Origin of the sequence: Streptomyces sp. NPDC001407, from assembly GCF_042895325.1 — a bacterium.
In the GTDB taxonomy this organism is placed as follows: domain Bacteria; phylum Actinomycetota; class Actinomycetes; order Streptomycetales; family Streptomycetaceae; genus Streptomyces.
Window position 1 is genome coordinate 68,607 of the sequence record NZ_JBIAWF010000019.1, and the last position, 24,767, is coordinate 93,373.

Genomic DNA, 24,767 nt, shown 5'->3' on the forward strand with positions numbered 1-24,767 from the left:
GCAGTGGCCGGAAGCAGGCGATGTGTGAACCCGGATGCCCGGCCCTTACTGCTCGGACACCCGCTTCGCGATGTCCGTGCGGTGGTGGGAGCCCGCCAGGCGAATCAGGCCGACGCCCTCGTACGCGGCGGCGCGCGCGGCGGCCAGGTCCGGGCCCGTCGCCGTCACGGACAGGACGCGCCCGCCCGCGCTGACCACGGATCCGTCCGCGCCGTGGGCCGTGCCCGCGTGGAGGACGTACGCGTTCTCCAGCGCCGCGACCTCCGGCAGCCCCTCGATCACATCGCCGGTGCGCGGGGTACCGGGGTAGTTGTGCGAAGCCACGACCACCGTGACGGCCGCGCCCTCGCTCCAGCGCAGCGGCGGCAGGGTGGCGAGGGTGCCGGTCGCGGCGGCGTGCAGCAGTCCGGCGAGCGGGGTCCTGAGACGGGCGAGCACGACCTGCGTCTCGGGGTCGCCGAAGCGCGCGTTGAACTCGATCACGCGGACGCCGCGCGAGGTGATCGCCAGCCCCGCGTAGAGCAGGCCGGAGAAGGGCGTGCCCCGGCGGCGCAGCTCGTCGACGGTCGGCTGGAGAACGGTCTCCATGACCTCGTCGACCAGCTTGGGGTCGGCCCACGGGAGCGGGGAGTACGCGCCCATGCCGCCGGTGTTCGGGCCCTCGTCGCCGTCGAGGGCACGCTTGAAGTCCTGGGCGGGCTGGAGCGGGACGACGGTCTCGCCGTCGGTGACGGCGAAGAGGGAGACCTCGGGCCCGTCGAGGAACTCCTCGATGACCACGCGGCCGCAGGCGAGCGCGTGCTCACGGGCGGCGGCCAGGTCGGAGGTGACGACGACGCCCTTGCCGGCGGCCAGCCCGTCGTCCTTGACGACATAGGGCGCGCCGAAGGCGTCGAGGGCCGCGTCGATCTCGGCGGGGCTGGTGCAGACGTAGGCGCGGGCGGTCGGGACGTTCGCGGCGGCCATGACGTCCTTGGCGAAGGCCTTGGACCCCTCCAGCTGCGCCGCTTCGGCCGACGGCCCGAAGACGGGGATGCCGCGCTCGCGGACGGCGTCGGCGACGCCCGCGACGAGCGGGGCCTCCGGGCCGACGACCACGAGCTCCGCGTCCAGGGACGCGGCGAGGTCGGCGACGGCCGTGCCGTCGAGGGCGTCGACGGGGTGCACCTCGGCGACCTCGGCGATCCCGGCATTGCCGGGGGCGCAGTGCAGCGCGGTGACGTCGGGATCGATGGAGAGTGAGCGGCACAGGGCGTGTTCGCGGGCGCCGCCGCCGATGACGAGGACCTTCACACCGGTCACCCTATTGCCTCGTCGACTGATCGACTCCCGGGGCCGGTGCGTGACCCCACGGAAACGTCACTTCTCCGGCACGGCGGGGCGGCGGAGCCGCGAAGGGCCGGCGACCCGGTCCTGTCCACCCACTCTTTCGGGTGAGTGTGTTTGGCGCCTATACCGGATTCCTCAGCAATTACGGACGGAAAAGCATGGATCTTGTGTCCAAGACCGTCCGTTCGGCGGTAGGAAGGTGGCTCGCGATCCGTAGCGGCAGAGGGAGTGCACGGGTGAGTCAGCCGGAGATGCAGCCCGAGGGGCTCCCCCGCGAGCAGGGTGGGAGGCAGCGGGGCGACCTGCGTGGCCGCGCCTTCCCACTCGGCGACTGGGGGGAGCCCGCGGAGCGTCTCGATGAGCTGTACCGATGGGTGGAGAACGGCGCGCTGTATCTGGTCGACTGGTATCTCGCGGACCGCGCCTGGAAACGCCGCTGGGCACGGGCGCTGCGCATCTGCGCCGCGGTCTGCGCGACGGTGGGCGCGGCCCTTCCGCTGCTCCAGTTGACGAACGTGGTCCGCACCGGCGCCGCTTGGGGTTTCCTCGCGCTGCTCGGTGCGGTGGCCTGTGTGGCCGGTGACCGGTATTTCGGGCTGACGTCGGGCTGGATGCGGGCCGTGGCGACGGCGCAGGCCGTGCAACGGCGGCTGGAGGCCCTGCAGTTCGACTGGGCCTCCGAGTGCGTGCGCGAGGTGCTCGGCCCGACCGAGGGCACGGCCAGCGAGGCGGCGGAGCGCTGCCTGACGGTGCTGAGGCGCTTCTCGGAGGACGTCTCGGAGCTCGTACGGGCGGAGACGGCCGACTGGATGGTGGAGTTCCGGGCGGGTCCGACGCCGCTGGTGACGCAGTCGCTGGTGTCGTGGGGACCGCGCGGGGAGGGCGGCGGTCCGCTGCCGCGCTTCCCGCTGCCGCCGGGCACCCGGCCGAACATGCCGAGGCAGCGGCCGCCGGAATCACCGCGTTGACCTCGCAGGGGACCAACGGCACGGGAAGAGCCCCGTGCCGCTGGTCCTGTGCCGCTAGCTGAATACGATCATCGAGCCCTGGCCCAGGCTGCGGGTGGCCGCCGCGTGCAGCCCCAGCCAGACATGGCGTTCCCGCGCGAACGGGCTGTCGTCCTGCGGGCCCGGCGCGGCGGGCTCCTCCAGCCCCGTGGGCCGCTCCGGAGCGGCGGGCGCGTCCGGCGGGTTGGCGGGATCGATCCCCAAGGCCGGTGCCACGGCGTGCAGTTCCCGCAGCAGGCCCTGGCTGGAGCCCAAGGGCCCGCCGCCTTCGAGGAGTTCGTCGTTGGACAGCGGGTGCGCGAAGTCCACCGGTACGTACGCCCCCGCGTGGTCGTAGTGCCAGACCAGGTGCGACTGCTGGGCCGTCGTCTCGAACATCTCCAGCAACTGCTCGTAGTCCCCGCCCAGTTCGTCCACCGGCGTCACGGTGAGCCCGCACAGGTTCAGCAGGTGGGCACGGCGCAGGAAGTGCAGGGCGTCGTAGTCGAAGCCGGCGACCGGGGCCACGTCCCCCGAGAGCCCCGGCATGTACCCGAAAACGGGCACGGGCGGCAGTCCCGCCTCGTCGAGCGCCTTGTCGTAGACGGCGATCTCCTCGGCGAAGGGGTTGTCGGGGCTGTGGCACAGCACGTCGACGAGGGGAACAAGCCAGAGGTCACAGGCCACGTGAGCTCACTCTCGTTGGGGGTCTTGGGGGCGTTGCGCTGTGCTGTGCGGTGCCGGTGGTTCGGGCCAGGGTAGTGCGGATGGGGCGGTTGTCATACTGGGCGATTCGCTGTTGCCGGGGGCGTTTTTGGGTGCCGGTTGTGGGCGCCTGCGGCGAGCGGGCTGGGTTTGTGGGGCTCACCGTTGTCGAGTGCGGGTTGTGTGCGCCTGCGGCGAGCGGCCTCAAACGCCGGCCAGGCTGGGTTGTGGTGGGTGCGCTTTCCGCTGGGTGCGGGGGCGCGTTTTTGGGTGCCGGTTGTGTGCGCCCGCGGCGAGCGGCCTCAAACGCCGGCCAGGCTGGGTGTGTGGTGGGTGCCGGGGGTGGCGCCTCCGGGCTGGGAACCTGGAACGCGGTGCGGGCGCCCTTGTGCGTATTGGGTGCCCTGATTCACGCACCGCGTTCCAGAACCCCACCCTCCGACCCCACCCCCTCCCGCCGGAGGGCAACATCGGGTCGTGGGGCGCGCCATTCTTTCTTTTCGCTCGTCCGGGGCGCTCATTCCAGCCCGGGTGTGCCGTCTTGTCTTTTCGCCGGGCGCGCCATGCTTTTGTTTTTCAGCCCGCTGGGGGCACCTCTGGGGGCACCCCCGGACGGAGTCTGGGGGAGGTAGCTGGGGGAGGCAACGGACCCGCAGCTCGGGGTCTGGGGCAGCGCCCCCCACGCGGCGGAGCCGCAAATTAGATGCAGCCGGGAAGGGGCGGGGTAGGGGAAAAAGCCCGCCGCAGGCGCCCACCCACCCGCAGCCACGGGTCTGGGGCAGCGCCCCCACGCGGCGGAGCCGCACATCAGACGCAGCGAGGTGTGGTGGGGGGACAAGGCGCCCACGGCCCCGACGCCAGTCGGAATGACGGCGCTGAGGGAACCACTCCCTCAGCGCCCCGTCACGTCCCACACCCAGACCCCGCCCCGCTTCACCGGAGACCGCCCCGTCAAAGACGTCACCGCCTCCCGCAGCGCCGCCCCGTTCACCACCGGGTCCAGAATCAACGCGTCCGCCTTCCAGAAGCGGAGATCCGTCCGGAATTCGCGCCGCTGCTGGTCACCGATCGCCGGCAGGCTCCCCGTTTCGTAGACCTTGCGGAGGAGGTCGGACGTGGGGCGCGGTTCGGGGCCGTAGATGCCGATGCGGTCGGGGCCCCAGGGGCCGTTGAAGTAGCCGCCGGGGAAAGGGAAGCCAAGGCCGGCGCGGACCTGCCAGTGCAGTGCGACCGTCTCGGAGGGGCTCGGCACGGGGACGGGGACCAGGGAGTGGCCGGGGCGTACGTGCTCGCGCCACGTGCCGTCCGCGATGAACGCGGGCACCGGTTCGCGTTCGACCGTGCGGTACGGCGTGGGGACGAGCGGCAGCAGGGCCACGGCGAGGGCCGCCCAGCCGAGCAGCCGGTGCGAGCGTTCGCGTTCGCTGCGCATTCTGCGCACGGCCAGCCGGTCGCAGGCGAGGGCGAGGAGGAGGCCCAGGGCGGGCACGCAGATCATCGCCACGCGGGACTCGATGACCGACTCGAAGAACGGCAGCTTGCCGACGAGCCGCCAGGGGCCGGGCAGTGTCTTGTCCGTGCCGGGCAGCGGGATGTTGCGGCCCAGCGAGAGTACGGCGGCGGCGAGTGCGGTGAAGCCGAGGGCGCGTACGCGCGGCTGGTGCCACATCCGTACGACGAGGGCGACGGCGAGGACGACGAGGGGCCAGCCGAAGAAAGCGTTCTCCTCGGTCCGGTTGACGGACAGCGAGGCGGCGGTGCGCGCGTCACCGCCCAGTGAGCGGGTGGCGTACTCCAGCAGGGCCATCGGGTTGTTGCCGACGTCGCCGTGCAGCACGCTGTGGTAGCTCTGCGGGCCGAGGAACTGCCAGCCCAGCGGGAGGGCGACCAGTGGCACCGCGACGGCGGCGGCGATGCCGAGGCCGCGCAGCAGGCGCCCGGAGACGGCGCGGGCCGCGTCCGGGTCGGCGACCGCGTAACCGAAGGCGAAGAGCAGGAGGCCGGTCACGGCCAGCAGCAGCGCCTCCTCGCCGAGGAAGATCTGGTAGGCGAGGAACAGGCCGAGCAGCACCGCGTCACGCGTCGGCCGCGTGCCCTCGCACAGCCGCAGCATCCGGTCGATGATCAGCGGAATCACGAACAGGACGAGGAAGTTGGGGTGCGCGTTGCCGTGCGAGATCATCGGCGGCGCGAAGGCGCAGAAGGCGCCGCCCAGCGCGGCCGCCCAGCGGGAGCGGACGAAGCGCCGGGCGATCAGCCAGTACCAGGAGCAGGCGGTGGCGGCCAGGCCGCCGGTCAGCACGATCGCCCAGGTGACGTGCGCGCCGAAGGCGAGCGTCACGGGCGCGAGCGGCACGGACAGCCCGAGCATGGCGGTGTTGGCCATGAGGTTCACGCCGAGCGGGAAGTTCTGCAGCTCGGTGAAAAGCGGGTTGTGGAGGTGGGCGACGTTGTCCGCGGTGACGGCGAAGAACCACTCCCACTGCGTCTGGTCGGAGCCGGAGTCGGCGAGGTAGCTGTGGCCGAGGCCGCCCCACAGCCCGCCGTAGAGCACGAAGGAGGCGAGCAGGAAGAGCGCGGGCACGACGAGGCGCACGGGGTCGGCCGCGCGCCAGCGCAGGCGTACGAGGTCGGCGAGCACGGTGGGGTACGCCAGCGGCCGGATCTTGGAACCGGGCTGGTGGGACCAGCGGACGGGCACCTCGTCGACCTCCCAGCCCTGCTGGTGGAAGAAGCGCAGCAGCTCGACGTCGTAACTCCAGCCGTCGAGCCGGGAGCTCGCGAAGGCGGTACGGGCCTTGTCGCCGTCGAGGAGCTTGAAGCCGCACTGGGTGTCCCGTATCCCCGGCACGGCGGCGGCCCGTATCAGCCGGGAGCCCGCCCGGCCCATGAGCTCGCGCAGGGCGTGCTGGCGGACCGCTATCCGGGAGCCGGGCAGCGCGCGGGAGCCGATGGCGGCGGTGGCTCCCGCGTCCAGGCTGCGGCCGAGGAGGCCGAGTTCCTCGATGGGGGTGGCCAGGTCGGCGTCGGTGATCAGGACGCGGCGGCCGCGCGAGGCGAGCACCCCGGTGCGGACGGCGTGGCCCTTGCCGCGGTTCTCGGGGGTGCGCAGCAGCCGGATGCGGGGCTCGGTGGTGGCGGCGGCCTCGGTGATGCCGGCGGTGGCGTCCGTGGAACCGTCGTCGACGACGATCAGCTCCCAGGCGGGCGCGTCCTCCCCGGCGGTGAGGTGGGCGCGGATCGCCTCCAGTGTGGGGCCGAGCCGGTCCTCCTCGTCGTACGCGGGGACGATCACCGTCAGGTCGACGGCCGGGGCGCCCTCGGGCGGGGAAGCGGTGGCGCGGGCGGGTGGACGGGCGGACGGCTGTGAAGACGACATCACGGGATCTGGACGTCCTCAGGCACGGGCCGGTTCCGGGTTCGCGATTGTCTTCATTCCTGATTCCGTCCCCTCGACCGATGACCCGACCTGGCCTTCGACCCTATTCGGTCAGCCCGCTGATCAATGCCAGGGAATGTTCGTTGTATGCGGCAATGATGCTTTCCGCGGCCACCGCGTCCTGGGCCGTCACGGCCTCGACGAGTTCGCCGTGCCCGTGCCACAGGCGGCCGCGGAGGCTCGGCACGCGGCGCAGCAGCGGCACGGTGAAGATCCAGCTCTGCACCCGGACCCGGTCGAGGAAGTCCGATATGTAGGGGTTGCCCACCAGCCCGGCCAGCTCGCGCCAGAAGCGCAGGTCGTAGCCGATGAGGATGTCGAGGTCGCCCGCGAGCGCCGCCCGGGCGGCCTCCTCGGCCCGCCGCCGCACGGACGCGAGGGCCGCCGGCGTGGCCTCGCACAGCGCGCGTCCGGCGGAGCGCCGGAAGATGCCCTCCACGATCAGGGCGCGGGCCTCGACCATGTCCCGGAAATCGGCGTAGGTGAATTCGCGCACGCGGTAGCCCTTGTGCAGCTCCACGTCGAGCAGCCCCTGCGAGCAGAGGTCGAGCAGCGCCTCGCGCACCGGGGTCGCCGAGACGCCGTACTGCTCGGCGATCTCCTTGACCGTGAACTGGCGGCCCGCCGGGAGCCGCGCCGCTATCACCTCGTCGCGCAGGGCGTCGGCGATCTGCGAGCGCAGCGTCGTCCGTCTGACAGCCTCGCTGCCGGGCATTGTCGTCCGTCTCCCCTTCCGTGACCGCGCGCCCGCATGCGAACGGCCCCCGACCAAGATAGGCGAGGGCCGTCGCGGTGCGTACGGGCGTGCGCGCGGGAAGGAAGAACGCTACCTTCCACTTCGCCCGGCGTGTCAGGCGGTGTGCGCGTCGGCCACCGTGAGCGCCGCGTCGAGGAGGGCGAGACCCTCCTTGGCCTCCGCCTCCGTGATGGTGCATGGCGGCACGACGTGGGTGCGGTTCATGTTCACGAAGGGCCACAGCCCGGACTTCTTGCAGGCCGCGGCGAAGGCGGCCATGGGGGCGTTCGCCTCGCCGGAGGCGTTGTAGGGCACCAGTGGCTCGCGGGTGGCGCGGTCCTTGACGAGTTCGAGCGCCCAGAACGCGCCCAGGCCCCGGACCTCGCCGACGCTCGGGTGGCGCTCGGCGAGCTCGCGCAGGCCGGGGCCGAGGACGGTCTCGCCGAGGTGCGCGGCGTTCTCCACGATGCCCTCCTCGGCCATCGCGTTGATCGTCGCCACTGCGGAGGCGCAGGCGAGCGGGTGCCCGGAATAGGTGAGTCCGCCGGGGTAGGGGCGCTGGTCGAAGGTGGCGGCGATCTCGGCGGAGATGGCGACGCCGCCGAGCGGCACATAGCCGGAGTTGACGCCCTTGGCGAAGGTCAGCAGGTCGGGGGTGACACCGAAGGCGTCGGCGGCGAACCAGTGGCCCGTACGCCCGAAGCCGGCCATGACCTCGTCCAGGACGAGGACGATGCCGTGCCGGTCGCAGATCTCGCGGACGCCCGGGAGATAGCCGGGCGGCGGGACCATGATCCCGGCGGTGCCGGGCACGGTCTCCAGGACGATCGCCGCGACGGTCTGCGGCCCCTCGAACGCGATGGTGTCCTCGAGGTGGCGCAGCGCGCGCTCGCACTCCTGCTCCTCGCTCCGAGCGTGGAAGGGCGAGCGGTAGAGGAAGGGCGCCCAGAAGTGCACGACGCCGGCCGAGGCGGTGTCGGAGGGCCAGCGGCGCGGGTCGCCGGTGAGGTTGATGGCCGCGGCGGTCGCACCGTGGTACGAGCGGTAGGCGCTGAACACCTTGGGTCGGCCGGTGTGCAGCCGGGCCATGCGGACGGCGTTCTCGACGGCCTCGGCGCCGCCGTTGGTGAAGAAGATCTTGTCGAGGTCGCCGGGGGTGCGCTCGGCGATCAGCCGGGCCGCCTCGGACCGTACGTCCACGGCGAAGCCCGGCGCGATGGTGCACAGCTTCGCCGCCTGCTCCTGGATCGCGGCGACGACCTTGGGGTGCTGGTGGCCGATGTTGGTGTTGACCAGCTGGGAGGAGAAGTCGAGGTAGCGGTTGCCGTCGAAATCCCAGAAGTACGAGCCCTCGGCCCCGGCCACGGCCAGCGGGTCGATGAGGCCCTGCGCGGACCAGGAGTGGAAGACGTGCGCGCGGTCGGCGGCCTTGACGGCGGCGCCCCGGCGGGGGTCGGGCTGCGTGCTCACGGTCGTTACCTCGGATCGGTCGGATGCGCGGAACCGTCAGCGTAGGGAGCGCGGCGGCACCGGGGTACCGGCACTGTGTATGGTGCTCGCCACGCCCGCCGACACAGTGCCGGGCGGCCGCGGGCACCGGTGACGCCACGAAAAAATTGGCGCACGGAAATTCCCCGAAGTTCCCGGCGCGCGTGCTACGGTCGTTTTCCGTTGCGGTTTTGGATCCGTTTTTCCCTGTGCGCCTGACGGTCTGTGACCTTCGGGCGCACTTGCATTATTCCGTGCAGTTCGGAATTTCGGCACCGCTGTCTTGTAGGAGACCTGTCTTGGCTACCGGCACCGTTAAGTGGTTCAACTCCGAAAAGGGCTTCGGCTTCATCGAGCAGGACGGCGGCGGCGCCGACGTCTTCGCCCACTACTCGAACATCGCGACGCAGGGCTTCCGTGAGCTCCAGGAGGGCCAGAAGGTCTCCTTCGACGTCACGCAGGGCCAGAAGGGCCCGCAGGCCGAGAACATCGTTCCCGCCTGACGCGCTCCGCGCCTGAGAACGGCCGGGCCCCCGCACTGTGAAAAGTGCGGGGGCCCGGCCGTTCCGCGTCCGGCTGCGCTCGGGGACGCGGCCTCAGCGCACGTAGTTCTTCAGGATCCCGGTGTCCAGCGTGACGTTCACCGGGTCGGGCAGGGTGACCTCTTCACCGAAGGGGACCCGGTGGGTGTCCGCGTAGTAGCCCCGTTCCGGGTCGGGGTTGGTGTACACGACCACGGTGCCCGCGTCACGGTCGACCAGCAGGTGGACGGGAATGCCCGCTGCCGCGTAGGCGGCCGGCTTCTCCTTCCGGTCCCGGCGCTCGGTGTCACCGTCGTACGAGGTGACACCGACGGCCATCAGGACCCCTTCGGGATCCGACCACTCACCGTGCCCGGCGAAGTGCGCCTTCAGTGCCAGTACGCCATCGGGCCGCGCACGGCCGTTGCGGTAGGCCTCGACCTTCAAGCCGCGCCCGCTCGCATACAGCCAGAGGTCGGGGCGCTGTTGCATACAGCGCTCCTGCAACCACCTGATGATCTCCTCATGGTCCCCGTCCGGCACCGGCTTCTCCTCGATCCGTCCGTCGATGAACTCCAACGTGACGGTCTCGGGCTGGGTGGAAGCGATCTGCTCGAACTCTTCCACCAGCATGTGAGACGTGTGCTCGGCCATAACCGTCATGTTGCCCTCCTTTCCAGGCGAAGGCCAGGCTTTCGGAGTCCTGACGGAGATCGGCCCTCTTCCCCCGCAACCGAACGAGTGAGCGCGAGAACGCATGCCTGAACGGATACGCGACGGCGCCCCGGTGGTCGGTGACCACCGGGGCGCCGTCGCGTATCGCCGAGGACTTACGAGAGGAACGAGTTGATCTCGATCGTCTCGGTGCGGCCCGGGCCGACGCCGATCGCGGAGATCGGGGCGCCGGACATCTCCTCCAGGGCCTTCACGTACGCCTGCGCGTTCTTCGGCAGGTCGGAGAAGGTCTTGGCCTTGGTGATGTCCTCGGACCAGCCCGGCAGCATCTCGTAGACCGGCTTCGCGTGGTGGAAGTCGCTCTGGCTGTAGGGCAGCTCCTCGACGCGCTTGCCGTCGATCTCGTACGCGACGCAGACCGGGATCTGCTCCCAGCCGGTGAGCACGTCGAGCTTGGTGAGGAAGAAGTCCGTCAGGCCGTTCACGCGGGTCGCGTAGCGGGCGATGACGGCGTCGAACCAGCCACAGCGGCGGTCACGGCCGGTGGTCACACCGCGCTCGCCACCGATCGTGCGCAGCGCCTCGCCGTCCTTGTCGAACAGCTCGGTCGGGAACGGGCCGGCGCCCACGCGCGTGGTGTACGCCTTGAGGATGCCGATCACTCGGCTGATCTTCGTCGGGCCCACGCCCGCACCCGTGCAGGCGCCGCCCGCGGTCGGGTTGGACGAGGTGACGAAGGGGTACGTGCCGTGGTCCACGTCGAGCAGCGTGCCCTGGCCGCCCTCGAAGAGGACGACCTTGCCCTCGTCGATGGCGTTGTTGAGGATCAGCGTCGTGTCGGCCACGTACGGCTTGATCTGCTCGGCGTAGGTGAGCAGCTCCTCGACGATCGCGCCGGCCTCGATGGCGCGGCGGTTGTAGAGCTTCGCCAGGATCTGGTTCTTGAAGTCGAGAGCGGCCTCGACCTTCTGCGTCAGGATCGACTCGTCGTAGAGGTCCTGGACGCGGATGCCCACGCGGTTGATCTTGTCCGCGTAGGTCGGGCCGATACCGCGGCCCGTGGTGCCGATCTTCCGCGAGCCGAGGAAGCGTTCCGTCACCTTGTCGACCGTGGTGTGGTACGGCGTGATCAGGTGCGCGTTACCGCTGACCAGCAGCTTGGACGTGTCGACGCCGCGCTCGTTGAGTCCGCTCAGCTCGGAGAGCAGGACCGCCGGGTCGACGACGACTCCGTTACCGATCACCGGGGTGCACCCCGGCGAGAGGATTCCGGAAGGGAGGAGATGCAGCGCGTATTTCTGGTCGCCGACGACCACCGTGTGGCCGGCGTTGTTGCCACCTTGGTAGCGCACCACATAGTCCACGGATCCACCGAGGAGGTCGGTGGCCTTTCCCTTGCCCTCGTCACCCCACTGAGCACCGAGCAGCACAAGTGCGGGCACAGGCGTACACCCCTTCCGGGCGGGGCATGTCCAACGTGCGTGGTGGTGTTCACCCGCTTGCTCAGGGCGTACACCACCGCTAGAGCCGTCGAACCGGTGCCCCGGATAGACGAAGCCCCTGGCGCAACAGCGACAGGGGCTCTTGCACCGAGAGATTACCTGAGGAAGGACCGAGGTGTCGGCTCCAGACTCCACCGAGCAGCCTCTGCTCGTGGTCATCGACCCGGTCGCCCGCCGTGTGGACGGCGAGTCCGTACGGATCGCGAAGGATGTCCTCTGCGGCGGCGCGGTGGCCAAAATCTGCTTCCCCGAGGGGCCGCAGGACGTCGAGCGGGCCCTGGCCCGCCGGGGTCGCAGACGGCCCGTCGTCATCGGCGACGACCGGGCGCTGCTGCGTGTCGTCCAGCTGTTGCACCAGCGCCGTGACCTGCCGGAAGTCCCCGTCTCCCTGGTTCCGGTCGGGGCGCTGCCCGCCGTGTCGCTGGCCCGTGCGCTGGGGGTGCCCCTGGGCACGGTCGCGGCCTCCCGGGCCGTCCTGGACGGCGCCGAGCGGCAGCTGGACGCCCTGGTCGACGACGCCGGCGGGATGGTCCTGGGCGGGCTGTGGATCCCGGGGCCGGGAGGTGGCCTGAATCCGCCGCCGGATCCGCAGCCGAAGCCGGTGGCGACCGCTGAGCTGAACGGGTCGCCCGTGGCCCCCGTGATGGCCGCGACGGACGGCATAGCCGACGTGGCTGATGTCACTGAGGCGGCCGCCGAGAGCGGCAGCGGTGACCATCAGTCGTGGTGGTCACCCGCGGCCCGCACCGCCCGCTCGGCCCTGACCCTGCTGACGGGCCCCGCGGCCCGCCACCAGCTGCCGTCCTGCACACGGCTGCGGGTGGAGGCGGACGGGGTGCTCCTGGTCGATCTGGACGAGCCGGTGGCGCGGGTCGGGATCCGCGCGGTGGACGGTCAAGCGGAGGTGACCGTCCACGCGTACGCCACCACGGACGCCCCTGTCTCGGCCCTGGCCGAGCGGGTCTCGGTCTCGGGCCCTTCCTTCCACTACCGCGCGGACAACGTCCTCACGGGGCCGGTCCGCACGCGGACGTGGTCGGCGCGGGAGGGGGCGTGGGGGTTGGTCCTGCCACGGGGGTGAGCTTCTTGGTCCGCCTGCGGCGGGCGGCTTTTCTTCCCCAGCCCCGCCCCTTCCCGAAACTGGGGCGCGTGCCCCAGACCCCCGACTGCGGGTCCGTTGCCGCCGGCGGCGGAGAGCGGCCTGCGGCCGCGTCCTCAAACGCCGGACGGGCTGATTTGGCTGATGTGGGTACGCAATTCCAGCCCGTCCGGCGTTTGAGGACACCGCGCGAAGCGCGGTCAGGGGTCTGGGGGGCAGCCCCCCCCACGCGGCGGAGCCGCACATCAGATGCAGCCGGGAAGGGGCGGGGCTGGGGAAGAAAAAGCGCCCGCCGCAGGCGGACCAAGACAGTCATCCGCCCGGCGTCACCAGCCCCGCCTCGTACGCGAACACCGCCGCCTGCGTCCGGTCGCGAAGACCGAGCTTCACCAGGATCCGGCTCACATGCGTCTTCACCGTGGACTCGGCCACGACCAGACCCGCCGCGATCTCGGAGTTGGAGCAGCCCTGGGCCACCAGGACCAGGACCTCCGTCTCGCGCTCGGTGAGGTCGCCGATCCGCTCCTGCGTGGGCACCTTCGGCGTGCCGAGGCGGGAGAACTCCTGGATGAGCCGCTTGGTGACTGTCGGGGCGAGCAGCGCCTCGCCGGAGGCCACGATCCGCACGCCGTCCGCGAGCTGGCGGGCGGAGGCGTCCTTGAGCAGGAAGCCGCTCGCCCCGGCGCGCAGCGCTTGGTAGACGTACTCGTCCAGGTCGAAGGTGGTGAGCACCAGCACCTTCGCGTCGGCGTCGGCGGCGACGATCTCCCGGGTCGCGTCCAGGCCGTTGAGCACGGGCATCCGGATGTCCATCAGGACGACGTCGGGGCGCAGCTCGGCGACCCGCTCCACGGCCTGCCGGCCGTCCAGCGCCTCGCCGACGACCTCGATGTCGGGCTGGGCGTTCAGCAGGACGGAGAACCCTTCGCGGACCATCATCTGGTCGTCGACGATCAGCACGCGGATGGTCATGCGGAGGCCTCGCCCAGGGCCACGGGCAGGAACGCGGCGACCTCGTAGCCGCCGTCCGGCGTGGCCTCCGCGGTCATCTCACCGCCGAGCATCGCGACCCGCTCCCGCATGCCGAGCACGCCGTGCCCGGCGCCGGGCGAGGGCTTGGCCAGGCGGTCGGCCGGGCCGTTGGCGATGCGCAGGCCGAGGCCGCCGAGCACGTGGCTGATCTCCACCCGGACGTCCGCGCCGGGTGCGTGCCGCAGCGCGTTGCTCAGCGCCTCCTGCACGATGCGGTACGCCGACAGCTCCACGCCCTGCGGCAGCGGGCGCACCGCGCCCGTGGTGATGTGCTCGACGGCGGGACCGGCCGCGCGGACGTTGTCGATCAGCGCGCCGATGTCGGCGAGGGTGGGCTGCGGCGCCTCGGGCCCGGCGAAGGCCTCGGGGTTCTCCGACCGTACGACGCCGAGGACGCGGCGCAGCTCGGTCAGGGCCGCCACGGCGTTCTCGCGGATCGTCTGGAAGGCGGCGGCGAGCTCCGGCGGGGTGTCCTGGACGCGGTACGGGGCGGCCTCGGCCTGGATCGCGACGACCGACATGTGGTGGGCGACGACGTCGTGCAGCTCGCGGGCGATGGTGGTGCGCTCCTCCAGGACCGTGCGCCGGGACCGCTCCACCTCGGTGACGGCCGCCTGCGCGGCGACCTGCTGCTTGGACTCGCGCAGGCCGCGTACGGCCAGGACGACGAAGAGCACGACCCCGGAGAAGGCCATCGTCTCGAACAGGTCGGAGACGTAGAAGCCGTCGGAGTACGGGCGGAATGTCCTGAGGAACAGCTCGACGAAGACCCCCAGCGCGCCCGTGAGCAACCACATCTCGGCCGCCACGCGGGGGCGGGTCCGCAGGGCCACGAGCAGCATGACGCAGAGGTGGGAGAAGAAGGCGCCGGTGGACGACGGGCCGAGGCCGTAGCCGCTCAGGAAGGCCCCCGAGAACAGCAGCCCGCCCATCGACAGCCACCAGGCGCCGACCGGCCGGAAGAGCGTCGTGATGATCGGCACGCCGATCATCACCGCCATGAACAGTCCGTACAGGCCACCCCAGTGATCGAGGACCGCGAGCACGACGACGGCGGTGAAGCCGGCGACGACAGCGTGCGGGAACCACCGGGCGTAGCGCGCGGCGCGGCCCGGCGTCCTGCGGACGAGCCAGTGGTCGGCGCGCAGCGGTGGCAGCGGCCGGAAGGCGAAGGCGTCGGTGAAGAGGTCCTGGCGAAGCCCGCCGATGGCGCTCTTCGCCAGGCGCATCTCGCTGCGCAGACTGGGCTCATAGGTGTCGGTCACACCATCAAAGGTAGGCAAAGGCGCGGGCCTGCCGCGTCCGCACGATTGGGGATCTCCGGGGGTCCGTCTCAAGGACTACGCGGCGCTCCACCTGCGGTGATTCCCGCGGCCGGGGCTCGTGACCCGGCATGGTCAGGGCCCGTCGACTGCCGCGAGAACCTCGTCACACGCCGGTGTCCCCGGGGTCACCACGGCGAAGTGCCCGGTCCCCGGCAGCACCCTGAGATCCACCGGGCCGCCGACCGCCGCCACGTACCTCCGGGAGAAATCCACCGGCACCTCTTCGTCCGCCTCGCCGTGCACCAGCACCGTCGGCACCGGCGGTCGGCCGAGCCGCATCGGATCCGCCTCCGGCCGGTGCTCGCCGCCCAGCAGTTCGTCGGCCGCCCCGCCGCTGAGGCGCAGCACCCGTGCCCGTGCGAGGTCCGTGACCGCCGCTATGGCCACGACGCGGGCCACCGTGCCCGGCTCCGTGCCCGCCGCCCACAGCGCGAGGTGGCCGCCTGCCGAGTGCCCGGCGAGGACGTGCCGAGTGCCCGGCACCTCGCGGGCGAGCACCGTCGCCACGTCGTCGAAGGTCTCCGGCCAGCCGCCGCCACCGCCCACCCGGCGGTACTCCGCGAGGGCGACCTCCGCGCCGCGCGCCGCCAGCGCCGCGGCCAGGGGCGCGAGGTGGCGCCGGTCGTACGCCTCCCGCCAGAAGCCGCCGTGCAGGAGCGTCACACGGGTGCCGGAGGGCTCGGCCGGCCGGTAGAAGTCGATCACCTGGCTGGGGTGGCCGCCGTACGCGACGGTCTCGTCCGGCGGCACGTAATCCAGCGCCATCAGCGCGTCCGCCTCGGCCGCGGCGGTCATGGGGCCGGCACCTCCGCCGGCATCTCTGCCAGCACCTCCGCCAGCACCCGCGCCGCGCGCTCGGCGTCCGCGAAGCCCGTGTACAGCGGGGTGAAGCCGAAGCGCAGGACGTCCGGGGGGCGGAAGTCCCCGACGACGCCGCGGCGTATGAGCTCCTCCATCACCGCACCGGCGCCGGAACAGCACAGGGCCACCTGGCTGCCGCGCTCCGCGTGCGCGACGGGCGTGACGCTCTCGACGCGGCCACCGGGCACGTACTCCTCGACGCAGCGCAGGAAGAAGTCCGTCAGGGCGAGGCTCTTGGCCCGGACGTCCGCGAGCGACACCCCTTCCCACACGTCGAGGGCGGTGTCGAGGGCGAGGAGGGAGAGGATCTCCGGCGTGCCGACCCGGCCGCGCGCCGCGCCCTCGGCGGGGGCGTAGGCGGGGGACATCGCGAAGGGGTCGGCGTGGGAATTCCAGCCGGGCAGCGGGGAGTCGAAGCGGGGCTGGAGCTCGCGGCGGACGTGGAGATACGCGGGCGAGCCGGGCCCGCCGTTGAGGTATTTGTACGTGCAGCCCACCGCGAAATCCACGCCCCACGCGTCGAGTTCGACGGGCAGGGCGCCCGCGCTGTGGCACAGGTCCGCCACGACGCGGGCGCCGGCTCCGTGGGCGGCGGCGGTCAGGGCGGGCAGGTCGTGGAGGCGGCCCGTGCGGTAGTCGACGTGGTTGGCCAGCACGGCGGCGGTGCGCGGCCCGGCCTCCCCGGCCAGCTCCGCCGCGGGCACGGCGCGGACGTGGCAGCCCGTCATCCGGGCGGCGGACTCCGCGACATAGCCGTCGGTGGGGAACGTGGCCGCGTCGACGAGCACTTCGTCGCGGCCCGGGGCCTGCTCCCGGGCGATGCGGACGGCCGCCACGACCGCCTTGAAGACGTTCACGCTCGTGGAGTCGCCGACGACGACCTGGCCCGGCGCGGCCCCGACGAGCGCGCCGATCCGGTCACCGATCCGCTCGGGCGCGGACCACCAGCCGGACTCCGTCCAGGAGCGGATCCCCAGCTGCCCCCACTCCCGCCCGATGACGTCCGCGATCCGGGCGGACACCGCGCCGGGCAGGGCGCCCAGGGAATTGCCGTCGAGATACACGACCTTGTCGGCCAGCGCGAACTCGGCGCGCTTGGCGCGCAGCACATCGGCGGCGTCGCGCTCCGCGGCCTCCCGGCCGAGTGCCCCTCCCATGCCCGCTCCCTTCACGTCAGACATGGCTGCGTGCCGTCCACAGCTCGGGGAAGACGTTCTTCGCGGCCCGCTTCTCCAGCCAGGCCACTCCCGAGGAACCGCCCGTGCCGGGCTTGGCGCCCATCGCCCGGCGGGTGGCCACGAGGTGGTCGTTACGCCAGCGCCAGACCAGCTCGGCGACCTCGGTCAGGCTCTCGCCCAGGCGGCACTCGTCGCTGTGCCGGGGGCCCTCGTAGATCCGCTGCCAGACCCGCTCGACGCCCGGGTCCGCGGCATACCGCTCACAGACGTCGCGGTCGAGCACGGCCCGGGGTATCCCGTGGCCGAGCCGCGCCAGATAGCGCAGCGCCTCGTCGTAGAGACTCGGCTCGTGCAGCGCCTTCTCCAGCTCAGCGCCGTCACGGGGCGCGCCGCGATAGGGCGTCAGCATGGCCGCGGACTTCTCACCGAGCAGGAACTCCAGGCGGCGGTACGTGGCGGACTGGAAGCCGGACGCCTCGCCGAGCGCGCCGCGATACGCGTTGAACTGATTGGGCGTCAGGTGTGCGATGGGCCTCCAGGAGGCGTTGAGCGACTCCAGCTCGTACGCGGACCGCTTGAGCGCGGCCAGCGCGGCCTCCAGGTCGTCCCGCCGGAGGGCGTGCCGGGCCGTGCGCCACTCGTGCACGAGGACGGTGAACCACAGCTCCATCACCTGGGTGGTGACCAGGAAGGCCATCTCCCCGGGGTCGTCGGAGCGCGGCTCCTGGAGCCTGCTGAGCACCGAGGCCCGGACGTAGTCCTCGTAGGGCGTGGTGCCCTCGAAGTCGAGATTCGGGGAGGCGGCGGCCTCCGGGGCGGGCGGGCGGGGTGACTGCGGCTGCGACATCGCGCTCTCCTCGGCATGACGTGCTTCCGGGTAGCGGTCCGCCCCTTCCCGTCGGCATCGGAGCCCCGGTCCCCTGCCACGCATCATCCGTCCCTGCCGCCGCCCGCGGCAAGGCCTGTGGATAACCACGCCACAAGCCCGCCGGCAGCCCGTCGGCAGCTCACCGACAGCCGGAACGCCCCGCTCCGCGCGGGGCGTTCCGGCCGCTTCCGTCAGGTCAGCCCAGCGTGTTGGCGGCCGTCGGGGAGCTGTCCCGCAGGAACGCCGAGCAGCGCTCGTACTCCTCCTGCTCCCCGATCGCCTGCGCGGCGCGCGCGAGCGCGTGCAGCGCGCGCAGGAAACCGCGGTTCGGCTCGTGCTCGAACGGCACCGGCCCATGGCCCTTCCAGCCGCTGCGGCGCAGGGCGTCGAGCCCGCGGTGGTAGCCGGTGCGCGCGTACGCGTAGGACTCGACGACCCGGCCACCCTCGAACGCCTCGTCGGCGAGCTGCGCCCACGCGAGCGAGGACGCCGGATATTTGGCCGCCACCTCGGCCGGGGCCGCACCGGAGGCGAGCAGCTCGCGCGGCTCGGGATCGTCGGGCAGGTGGGTCGGGGGCGGTCCCCCGAGCAGGTTCTCGTGAATGGACATGGGCTCCAGTCTGCCTTGTCGCTGCGCTGGCTGGCTTGGTTGTGGGCTCGCCGTTGTCTTGTGCGGGTTGTGTGCGCCTGCGGCGGGCGGCCTCAAACGCCGGCCGGGCTGGGGTTTTGGGGCCGGGGGTGGGGCCTCCGGGCTGGGAACCTGGAACGCGGTGCGGGCACCCTTACGCGTATTGAGTGCCCTGAATCACGCACCGCGTTCCAGAACCCCACCCTCCGACCCCACCCCCTCCCACCGGAGGGCAACATCAGGCTTCGGGGTGCGAAATTCAGCCCGTCCGGCGATTGAGGACGCGCCCGCAGGGCGCTCTCCGCCGCAGGCGGCAACGGACCCGCACATCGGGGTCTGGGGCAGCGCCCCCCCCACGCGGCAGAGCCGCACATCAGGCGCAGCCGGGAACGGGCACCCACCCGCAGCCAGGGGCCTGGCGCGCGCCCCAGTGCGGGACGACGCAAGCCGGGGGCACAAGCCCGCCGCAGGCTACCGCTCGTCCCCCGGATCCAGCGGCGGAGCCGAGACCCCGCAGTGGTAAGTCGCCTCAGGCCGGCACCGCCGCCCCGGAGGGCGGACCGTCGACCAGCCGAGGAGCGCCCCCACCACCAGCGCCCCCGCGCACAGAAGCATCGAGCGGTGGAACGCCCCCGTGAACGCCCCGGGATCGCGGTACGTCCCGGGGCCCATCCCCGCGAGCAGCGGCAGCGCGGCCACGGCGATCAGGCCCGCCGCGCGGGCCGCCGCGTTGTTGATGCCGCTGGCGAGGCCGGCGCGGCCGACGTCCACGGAGGCCAGGACCGTCGAGGTGAGCGGGGCGACGAGTGCCACCATGCCCAGGCCGAGGACGACGAGGGCGGGCAGGACGTCCCGCCAGTAGACCGCGCCCGGTCCGACCCGGGTCATCAGCAGCATCCCCGCCGCGCACAGCAGCGGCCCGAGCGTCAGCGGGATCCGCGGGCCGATGCGCTGCGCGACGCGGCCGGAGCGCGCGGACAGCAGCAGCATCAGCACCGTCGTGGGCAGCAGCGCGGTGCCCGCCTCCAGCGCGGACCAGCCGACCACGATCTGGAGCTGGAGCACCGCCAGGAAGAAGAAGCCGCTGAAGGCGGCGTAGACGCAGACGGTGACGGCGTTGACCGAGGTGAACGTCCGGTTCGCGAAGATCCCCGGCGGCAGCATCGGCTCGGCCCGCCGCTTCTCCAGCCGCCAGAACGCCACGCCCAGCAGCACCCCGCCGACCGCCGGCCCGATCACCCAGGGCGAGGCTCCCTTCGCGGGGGCGGCGATCAGGGCGTACGTCACCGCGCCGAGCGCCAGCGCCCCCAGCGTCGCGCCCAGGACGTCGAACCGCCCGTGGGCTCTGGGGTCGCGGGTCTCCGGCACGTGCCGGAGGGCCACCGGCACGCACACGGCCGCCAGCGGCAGGTTGATCAGGAACACCCAGCGCCAGCCCGGCCCGTCCACCAGCCAGCCGCCCACGAAGGGACCGACCGCCGATGCCACCCCGCCCAGCCCGGACCAGGCCCCCACCGCCCCGGCCCGGTCGTCCGGGTGGAAGACCGCCTGGATCAGGGCGAGCGAACCGGGGGTGAGCAGCGCCCCGCCGATGCCCTGGAGCGCCCGCGCGGCGATGAGCACCCCGGCGTTCGGCGCCATCCCGCACAGCAGCGACGCGAGCGCGAACCACACGACGCCGACCACGAACACCCGCCGCCGCCCGAACCGGTCCCCGAGCGCGCCGCCCAGCAGGATCAGCCCGGCGAGGGTGAGCATGTAGGCGTTGATGGTCCACTGGAGCACGGCCAGGTCGGCGTTGAGGTCGGCGCCGATGTGGGGCAGTGCCACATTGACGACGGTGCTGTCGAGCATCGCCATCCCGGAGCCGAGCACGGCCGTCAGCAGCACGGCCCGCCCGGTGCCCGTGCCCAGCCGCACGCCGCCGGGTTCCCTCGACGACGGCGGCGTGCCGGAGGGACTCACCGTGCCGGGCGCCTCCCGCGAAGGGTCGCTCATACCGGAAATCATCCCCGCGCCGCGCGCGCCCAGCCAGCGCAACAGCCGAAAGGGCCCGGCCCCACTGCGGAAGTGGAGCCGGGCCCTTCGGCGCGGTGCGGGTTACCTCAGCCGCTTACTTCAGCTTCGTGCCCGTGGAGCGCAGGTCCGCGCACGCCTTGGTGACACGCTGGGCCATGCCCGCCTCGGCCAGCTTGCCCCAGGTGCGCGGGTCGTACGTCTTCTTCTCGCCGACCTCGCCGTCGACCTTCAGGACGCCGTCGTAGTTCTTGAACATGTGGGCCGCGACCGGACGGGTGAAGGCGTACTGCGTGTCCGTGTCGAGGTTCATCTTCACGACGCCGTTCTCCAGCGCGGTGCGGATCTCCTCCTCGGTGGAGCCGGAACCGCCGTGGAAGACGAAGTCGAAGGGGCTGGCCTTGCCGTACTTCGCGGCCACGCCCTCCTGGAGGTCCTTCAGCAGCTCGGGACGGAGGACGACGTTGCCCGGCTTGTAGACGCCGTGGACGTTGCCGAAGGAGGCGGCCAGCAGATAGCGGCCCTTCTCGCCCAGGCCCAGGGCCTCGGCCGTGCGCAGCGCGTCGTCGACGGTGGTGTAGAGCTCGTCGTTGATCTCGTGGCTGACGCCGTCCTCCTCGCCACCGGTCGGGGTGATCTCGACCTCAAGGATGATCTTGGCGGCGGCGGCCTTGGCCAGCAGCTCCTGGCCGATGGCCAGGTTGTCGGCGAGGGACTCGGCGGAGCCGTCCCACATGTGCGACTGGAACAGCGGGTTCTGGCCGTTCGCGACACGCTCGGCGGAGATGTCCAGCAGCGGGCGGACGTAGCCGTCCAGCTTGTCCTTCGGGCAGTGGTCGGTGTGCAGCGCGATGTTCACCGGGTACTTCTTGGCGACGACGTGCGCGAACTCGGCGAGCGCGACGGCGCCCGAGACCATGTCCTTGCTGTACTGACCGCCCAGGAACTCCGCACCACCGGTGGAGATCTGGATGATGCCGTCGCTCTCCGCCTCGGCGAAACCGCGCAGCGCGGCGTGCAGCGTCTGCGTCGAGGTCACATTGATGGCCGGGTAGGCGAACTTGCCTGCCTTCGCCCGGTCGAGCATCTCGTTGTAGACCTCGGGGGTTGCGATGGGCATCTGTCCGCTCCTTGTGATGTGCGGGTGGGCGAGGGGGCCCTGACCTAGGGGGCGACGTTCATCGTCGCCCCCATCTTCCCAGACTCGCCGAATTGCTCCACATGGGTCCTCGGCCGGGAAACCCGAAGGGCGGGCTGGTTTCACGTGAAACCAGCCCGCCCTTCGGGGACGCTTTTACGAAACCGCAGGTCAGGACAGGTCGAGGTCGCCGAGGGAGTAGCCCGTGACATAGCGCAGGCCCGCGCCTTCGATGGCGGAGGCGGCACCGCGGTCGACGATCGTCGCCACCGCGACGACCTCCGCGCCCGCCTCGCGCGCCGCCTCGACGGCGGTCAGCGGCGAGCCGCCGGTGGTCGAGGTGTCCTCGACCACCAGGACGCGGCGGCCCTTGATGTCCGGGCCCTCGATGCGACGCTGCATACCGTGCGTCTTCTGCGCCTTGCGGACGACGAACGCGTCGAGCTTGCGGCCCCGCGCGGCGGCGGCGTGCAGCATCGACGTGGCGACCGGGTCGGCGCCGAGGGTGAGGCCGCCGACCGCGTCGTAGTCCAGGTCGGCCGTGGCGTCCAGCATCACCTGGCCGACCAGGGGCGCCGCCTCGGCGTCCAGGGTGATCCGGCGCAGGTCGATGTAGTAGTCGGCCTCCTTGCCGGAGGAGAGGGTCACCTTGCCGTGGACCACGGCCTTGTCCTTGATCTGCTGCAGCAGGGCGTCACGCGCTTCGCTCATACCGAGGAGCTTAGGCCAGCGTCCGCCAGGTCCACGTCGTGGAGATCTCCAGGGGGTCGATCGGAGTGACGAGGCGCGGCAGGGTGTTGAGGCCGTTCGGAGGGCCGGACTGCGGCTCGACGCAGACCGCCTCCTTCTCCTCGTCGTAGACCACGACCCACTCGGCCCGGCTGGCGACCTTCAGCTCCAGCAGTCCGGGCCAGGTGAGGGTGACGTCCACGCCGTCGGGCATGCCGAAGCAGTCGTCCCAGGGGCCGGGCCGCGGGTCGATGCGGCGGCCCGTCGGCAGGTGGTCGGCGCCGCGTTCCTCCTGCCACTCCGCGTCGAACGCGAGCTCCACCTCACCGCCGGAGCCGAGGTCGCGCAGGAACCACGGGTGCCAGCCGGCCTGCGCCGGAAAGGAGTTGTCGTACGTCTCGACGCCCATGGTCAGCGTGAGGGAGTCCGGCGCCAGCTCCACCAGCTGGGTGACCCGGCCGGAGTACGGCCACGGCTCGGCGAGGTCGTACGTGAACGCGGCGGAGGTCTCGTCCGCGCGCGCCGTGCGCCAGGCGGTGTCGCGGCCGGTGCCGTGGATCGCGTGCGGGGGGTGGTTGACGGGCATCTGGTGGCGCTCGCCGCCGTTGCGGAACTGCCCCAGCTCGATGCGGCCGCACCAGGGGACCATCGGGAAGGCGCCGTATTTGGCACCCTGCCGCAGGAGTTCGGTGCCGCGGACGCGCAGGCTGGTGAGCCTGCATCCGTTCCGGGGATCCACGGTCAGCTCGGCGTCGCCGGCCTTCAGCTGGACCTGATTCGTGTTGTCGGTGCTCACGATGCGACCTTATGGGCAGGCCGCCGGGATTCGCCGCTTCGCCCCGAACCCGGGCGCCGGACGGGCCCGTCCGGCGCCGGTTCCGGAGAACACGGCTCCGCCGGCCACGGCTCAGCGCCTGCGGCGAAGCGCCCGGCTCACCACCACCGCCGAGGCCAGGGCAACCGCGGCCGCCGGGGCCGCCCAGCGCAGCGCGGCCGCCGTGGCCGACGCCGCCTCCGGGGCCGGGACGGGCGCGTAACGGCCGCGCGGCGGCGCGTGGTCGACTTCTTCCGCACTGCGTCCGATCATCGTGCGGCGCGCGTGCGCGGCCTCCGCGGGCGGCTCGTCGTCGACGTCGTCGTCCTCGTCGTCCACATCGTCCACATCGTCCACATCGTCCACATCGAGGTCGTCGTCCACCGAAGGGTCGAGGGACGGCGGCGGGACCGCGGTGTCGAAGACGCTGCCGCCCTCCAGCCGGGGGCCCTCGCCCGCGGCGCCCGCCTCCTCCTCCGCGTCCTCCCGCAGCTCCTCCACGAGCGCGGCGGCGAAACGGTCCAGCAGGCGGCGGGCCGTGGCCTCGGTGGCCTTCTCGTCGAACTCCGCCAGCCGGCCGGTGCTGCCGACCGTTCCCGTGCAGGTCAGCCGGGAGCCGTCGGCGGTGGCCGCCAGCACGCCGCGCAGCGCGAGCGTCACCGTGCCGGAGCCGCGCACCTCGCTGCCCTCGCCCGACAGCTCGTAGGAGCCGTCGTGCTCGGTCAGGTGCAGCGAGCCCCGGTAGGTGATGGTCGAGCCACCTATGCGCAGCCGGAGGCGCCCGGCCACCAGCGCGCCGGAGGCGTCCGCGACGTCCTGTTGGAGTCCGGGGACGCAGCGCACCACGCGGGCGGGGTCGGCGAGGACCCGGCGGACGGAGTCGACGGAAAACGGAACGAACACCTCATGCTCCATAGCAAGCGAGCCTACCCATCAGGCCCCTCACCAGTGCCTCTCAGGCCGAACTTTCCGTCGCGCCCCGCCCGCGGCGCCCCGAAGGGCGGTGTCAGTCGCCGACCGTGAAGCGCTCGCCCACATGCTGCGGGCGCTCGATCTCGTCGACGAGCGCGACCGCGTAGTCCTCGGCGGAGATGCGGCTCTTGCCGTCGGCGCCGACGACGAGGTCGTCCAGGGCGGTGCGGTACGTGCCCGTGCGCTCGCCCGGCTCGATCAGCCCGGCGGGGCTGATGTTGGTCCAGCGGACGTCGCTGACGGTGCGGTAGAAGTCCAGCGCGTCACCGTGCGCGTGCATGATCTGGAGCAGGAACTCGGGGAGCCCCTCGGCGTCCCAGACCTGCTTGCCGTCGGGCGTGCGCAGCGAGCCGGCGCCGCCGACCGCGATGATGCGCGGGGCCGCGTCACCGAGCGTACGCACGCCTGCCACCAGCGACTTCGCCGCCGGCTCGATGGTCGCGAGGTGGCCGGGGCCGTCGCCGCCGCCGACCGCGCTGACCACCACGTCCTGGCCCTTGGCGGCCGCGGCCACCGACTCCGGGTCGAGGACGTCACCGGTGACGACGGTCAGGCCGGGCGCCGCGGAGAGCTTCGAGGGGTCACGGACGACGGCGGTGACCTGGTGGCCGCGGTCCAGCGCCTCGCGCAGGATGCGGCTGCCGATGGTTCCGTTGGCACCGAAGAGAGCGATCTTTGCCATGGGGGGCTCCTCAGAGAGAAAAGAGTTGAGAGGGGGGAGGGGGG

General features: G+C 72.2%; 22 protein-coding genes. 3 read left to right on the plus strand and 19 right to left on the minus strand.

Annotated elements, in window-relative coordinates; all coding sequences use genetic code 11:
* Positions 1–45 precede the first annotated feature (45 nt).
* Complete coding sequence (gene purD / locus ACFY1P_RS24495; protein ID WP_361531376.1) at positions 46–1,293, minus strand: phosphoribosylamine--glycine ligase; 1,248 nt, start codon at positions 1,291–1,293, stop codon at positions 46–48.
* 272 nt (positions 1,294–1,565) lie between these two features.
* On the opposite strand from purD, the gene ACFY1P_RS24500 reads away from it, so the two are divergent.
* Positions 1,566–2,297, plus strand: a complete 732-nt coding sequence (locus ACFY1P_RS24500; RefSeq protein WP_205519200.1) for an SLATT domain-containing protein — start codon at positions 1,566–1,568, stop codon at positions 2,295–2,297.
* A 54-nt stretch (positions 2,298–2,351) separates the two neighbouring features.
* Here the strand turns inward: ACFY1P_RS24500 and ACFY1P_RS24505 are convergent, their stop codons facing one another.
* From ACFY1P_RS24505 to ACFY1P_RS24520, 4 genes are all read right to left on the minus strand, one after another.
* Entirely contained in the window at positions 2,352–3,002 is a 651-nt protein-coding gene (locus ACFY1P_RS24505; RefSeq protein ID WP_361531361.1) for a hypothetical protein, read from the minus strand.
* A gap of 910 nt (positions 3,003–3,912) precedes the next feature.
* Positions 3,913–6,399: a dolichyl-phosphate beta-glucosyltransferase gene (locus tag ACFY1P_RS24510; RefSeq protein ID WP_390751879.1), complete on the minus strand. Its 2,487-nt coding sequence runs from the start codon at positions 6,397–6,399 to the stop codon at positions 3,913–3,915.
* A 103-nt stretch (positions 6,400–6,502) separates the two neighbouring features.
* The gene (locus ACFY1P_RS24515; protein WP_361531367.1) at positions 6,503–7,174 is read right to left on the minus strand and encodes a GntR family transcriptional regulator; all 672 of its coding nucleotides are present in this window, start codon (positions 7,172–7,174) and stop codon (positions 6,503–6,505) included.
* 135 nt (positions 7,175–7,309) lie between these two features.
* Positions 7,310–8,665 carry an aspartate aminotransferase family protein gene (locus tag ACFY1P_RS24520; protein WP_390751880.1) on the minus strand — a complete coding sequence of 452 codons (1,356 nt, stop codon included), beginning with the start codon at positions 8,663–8,665 and terminating at the stop codon, positions 7,310–7,312.
* 317 nt (positions 8,666–8,982) lie between these two features.
* On the opposite strand from ACFY1P_RS24520, the gene ACFY1P_RS24525 reads away from it, so the two are divergent.
* The gene (locus ACFY1P_RS24525) at positions 8,983–9,186 is read left to right on the plus strand and encodes a cold-shock protein (protein WP_015607926.1); all 204 of its coding nucleotides are present in this window, start codon (positions 8,983–8,985) and stop codon (positions 9,184–9,186) included.
* Positions 9,187–9,279: 93 nt separating this feature from the next.
* On the opposite strand, the gene ACFY1P_RS24530 is transcribed toward ACFY1P_RS24525, so the two are convergent.
* Together ACFY1P_RS24530 and ACFY1P_RS24535 are read right to left on the minus strand one after the other, a co-directional pair.
* A complete protein-coding gene (locus ACFY1P_RS24530) occupies positions 9,280–9,867 on the minus strand; it encodes a Uma2 family endonuclease (protein ID WP_361531373.1) in 588 nt (195 codons plus the stop codon).
* A 167-nt stretch (positions 9,868–10,034) separates the two neighbouring features.
* Positions 10,035–11,321 (minus strand): adenylosuccinate synthase, encoded by a 1,287-nt coding sequence (locus tag ACFY1P_RS24535; protein ID WP_361535631.1) that lies wholly within the window; start codon positions 11,319–11,321, stop codon positions 10,035–10,037.
* A 175-nt stretch (positions 11,322–11,496) separates the two neighbouring features.
* Here ACFY1P_RS24535 and ACFY1P_RS24540 point away from each other — a divergent pair, with 175 nt between their 5' ends.
* The gene (locus ACFY1P_RS24540) at positions 11,497–12,462 is read left to right on the plus strand and encodes a diacylglycerol kinase (protein WP_390751881.1); all 966 of its coding nucleotides are present in this window, start codon (positions 11,497–11,499) and stop codon (positions 12,460–12,462) included.
* Between the two features lie 330 nt (positions 12,463–12,792).
* Here the strand turns inward: ACFY1P_RS24540 and ACFY1P_RS24545 are convergent, their stop codons facing one another.
* The 12 genes from ACFY1P_RS24545 to ACFY1P_RS24600 form a co-directional block, all read right to left on the minus strand.
* Positions 12,793–13,452, minus strand: a complete 660-nt coding sequence (locus tag ACFY1P_RS24545; protein WP_361533587.1) for a response regulator transcription factor — start codon at positions 13,450–13,452, stop codon at positions 12,793–12,795.
* Positions 13,449–14,777, minus strand: a complete 1,329-nt coding sequence (locus ACFY1P_RS24550; RefSeq protein WP_361533590.1) for a histidine kinase — start codon at positions 14,775–14,777, stop codon at positions 13,449–13,451. Before ACFY1P_RS24550 ends, ACFY1P_RS24545 begins: the two co-directional genes overlap by 4 nt.
* Positions 14,778–14,909: 132 nt before the next feature.
* Complete coding sequence (locus ACFY1P_RS24555) at positions 14,910–15,632, minus strand: alpha/beta hydrolase (protein ID WP_390751882.1); 723 nt, start codon at positions 15,630–15,632, stop codon at positions 14,910–14,912.
* A complete protein-coding gene (gene kynU, locus ACFY1P_RS24560) occupies positions 15,629–16,879 on the minus strand; it encodes a kynureninase (protein WP_390751883.1) in 1,251 nt (416 codons plus the stop codon). Before kynU ends, ACFY1P_RS24555 begins: the two co-directional genes overlap by 4 nt.
* Complete coding sequence (locus tag ACFY1P_RS24565; RefSeq protein WP_390751884.1) at positions 16,872–17,723, minus strand: tryptophan 2,3-dioxygenase family protein; 852 nt, start codon at positions 17,721–17,723, stop codon at positions 16,872–16,874. Before ACFY1P_RS24565 ends, kynU begins: the two co-directional genes overlap by 8 nt.
* A gap of 217 nt (positions 17,724–17,940) precedes the next feature.
* Entirely contained in the window at positions 17,941–18,354 is a 414-nt protein-coding gene (locus tag ACFY1P_RS24570; RefSeq protein ID WP_361533602.1) for a DUF3151 domain-containing protein, read from the minus strand.
* Between the two features lie 489 nt (positions 18,355–18,843).
* Entirely contained in the window at positions 18,844–20,370 is a 1,527-nt protein-coding gene (locus ACFY1P_RS24575) for a DHA2 family efflux MFS transporter permease subunit (protein WP_390751885.1), read from the minus strand.
* Between the two features lie 115 nt (positions 20,371–20,485).
* Entirely contained in the window at positions 20,486–21,508 is a 1,023-nt protein-coding gene (fbaA, locus tag ACFY1P_RS24580; RefSeq protein WP_361533608.1) for a class II fructose-bisphosphate aldolase, read from the minus strand.
* Positions 21,509–21,697: 189 nt separating this feature from the next.
* The gene (gene pyrE, locus ACFY1P_RS24585) at positions 21,698–22,237 is read right to left on the minus strand and encodes an orotate phosphoribosyltransferase (RefSeq protein ID WP_361521372.1); all 540 of its coding nucleotides are present in this window, start codon (positions 22,235–22,237) and stop codon (positions 21,698–21,700) included.
* Positions 22,238–22,247: 10 nt separating this feature from the next.
* Positions 22,248–23,051, minus strand: a complete 804-nt coding sequence (locus ACFY1P_RS24590) for an aldose 1-epimerase (RefSeq protein WP_390751886.1) — start codon at positions 23,049–23,051, stop codon at positions 22,248–22,250.
* Positions 23,052–23,162: 111 nt separating this feature from the next.
* Positions 23,163–23,984 carry an SRPBCC domain-containing protein gene (locus ACFY1P_RS24595; RefSeq protein ID WP_390751887.1) on the minus strand — a complete coding sequence of 274 codons (822 nt, stop codon included), beginning with the start codon at positions 23,982–23,984 and terminating at the stop codon, positions 23,163–23,165.
* Positions 23,985–24,075: 91 nt separating this feature from the next.
* Entirely contained in the window at positions 24,076–24,723 is a 648-nt protein-coding gene (locus ACFY1P_RS24600) for an NAD(P)H-binding protein (RefSeq protein ID WP_361521363.1), read from the minus strand.
* Positions 24,724–24,767 lie beyond the last annotated feature (44 nt).

Coding starts and splice junctions, on each gene's coding strand:
- ACFY1P_RS24510 (WP_390751879.1), bottom strand. CDS start 6,399: ATGTCGTCTTCACAGCCGTCCGCCCGTCCACCCGCCCGCGCCACCGCT.
- ACFY1P_RS24515 (WP_361531367.1), bottom strand. CDS start 7,174: ATGCCCGGCAGCGAGGCTGTCAGACGGACGACGCTGCGCTCGCAGATC.
- ACFY1P_RS24530 (WP_361531373.1), bottom strand. CDS start 9,867: ATGACGGTTATGGCCGAGCACACGTCTCACATGCTGGTGGAAGAGTTC.
- ACFY1P_RS24545 (WP_361533587.1), bottom strand. CDS start 13,452: ATGACCATCCGCGTGCTGATCGTCGACGACCAGATGATGGTCCGCGAA.
- ACFY1P_RS24555 (WP_390751882.1), bottom strand. CDS start 15,632: ATGACCGCCGCGGCCGAGGCGGACGCGCTGATGGCGCTGGATTACGTG.
- kynU (WP_390751883.1), bottom strand. CDS start 16,879: ATGTCTGACGTGAAGGGAGCGGGCATGGGAGGGGCACTCGGCCGGGAG.
- ACFY1P_RS24565 (WP_390751884.1), bottom strand. CDS start 17,723: ATGTCGCAGCCGCAGTCACCCCGCCCGCCCGCCCCGGAGGCCGCCGCC.
- ACFY1P_RS24570 (WP_361533602.1), bottom strand. CDS start 18,354: ATGTCCATTCACGAGAACCTGCTCGGGGGACCGCCCCCGACCCACCTG.
- ACFY1P_RS24575 (WP_390751885.1), bottom strand. CDS start 20,370: ATGAGCGACCCTTCGCGGGAGGCGCCCGGCACGGTGAGTCCCTCCGGC.
- fbaA (WP_361533608.1), bottom strand. CDS start 21,508: ATGCCCATCGCAACCCCCGAGGTCTACAACGAGATGCTCGACCGGGCG.
- pyrE (WP_361521372.1), bottom strand. CDS start 22,237: ATGAGCGAAGCGCGTGACGCCCTGCTGCAGCAGATCAAGGACAAGGCC.
- ACFY1P_RS24595 (WP_390751887.1), bottom strand. CDS start 23,984: ATGGAGCATGAGGTGTTCGTTCCGTTTTCCGTCGACTCCGTCCGCCGG.
- ACFY1P_RS24600 (WP_361521363.1), bottom strand. CDS start 24,723: ATGGCAAAGATCGCTCTCTTCGGTGCCAACGGAACCATCGGCAGCCGC.